This window comes from Halobellus sp. Atlit-38R (assembly GCF_003665925.1).
Classification (GTDB): Archaea; Halobacteriota; Halobacteria; order Halobacteriales; family Haloferacaceae; genus Haloquadratum; species Haloquadratum inordinatus.
In genome coordinates this window covers 1-436 of sequence record NZ_QXIJ01000396.1, presented here as the reverse complement: position 1 = coordinate 436, position 436 = coordinate 1, and the positions used below count along the sequence as shown (strand labels likewise).

Below are 436 nucleotides of genomic sequence, written 5' to 3'. Positions count from 1 at the left end.
ACGAGAACCAATCGGAGTTCGGCGGCGGCGACGCCGAGGGGTCGCTGTCGACGCTCCAGTCGCTCGCCGACGACGCCGACCTCGACGGCTGTTCGGTCGCCGCGGCGGCCTCGCGCGAACGCTACCGCCCGCTCGTCGACGCCGAGCGGACCGAGGCCGTCGACGAGCGCGGCTTCCAGGGGACGCCGACGGTTCTCGTCGACGGCGAGCAGGTCGCGCCGCGATGGTCCGACCTCCAGCGCGCCGTCGAGAACGCCCGGTAATCGGACGCGAGTCGCGTGGTTCGACGTCCACACCACCTCTCGCGCGGGATTCGCGCACGACACCAGCGACGCTTTACGACGGGATTCACTAGCCACGAGTATGCACACGACGCGACCGCGCTCCCGACCCCGACGAGGTGACCCCCGGTGAGACGACGCGCCCTCCTCTCGCT

At 71.3% G+C, this 436-nt stretch carries 1 protein-coding gene; it reads left to right on the top strand.

Annotation, left to right across the window (positions count from 1 at the left end):
- Positions 1 to 263, top strand: a 263-nt coding sequence (locus D3D02_RS20040) for a thioredoxin domain-containing protein (RefSeq protein ID WP_158599422.1), incomplete at its 5' end; no start/stop codon positions are given.
- Between the last annotated feature and the right edge of the window lie 173 nt (positions 264 to 436).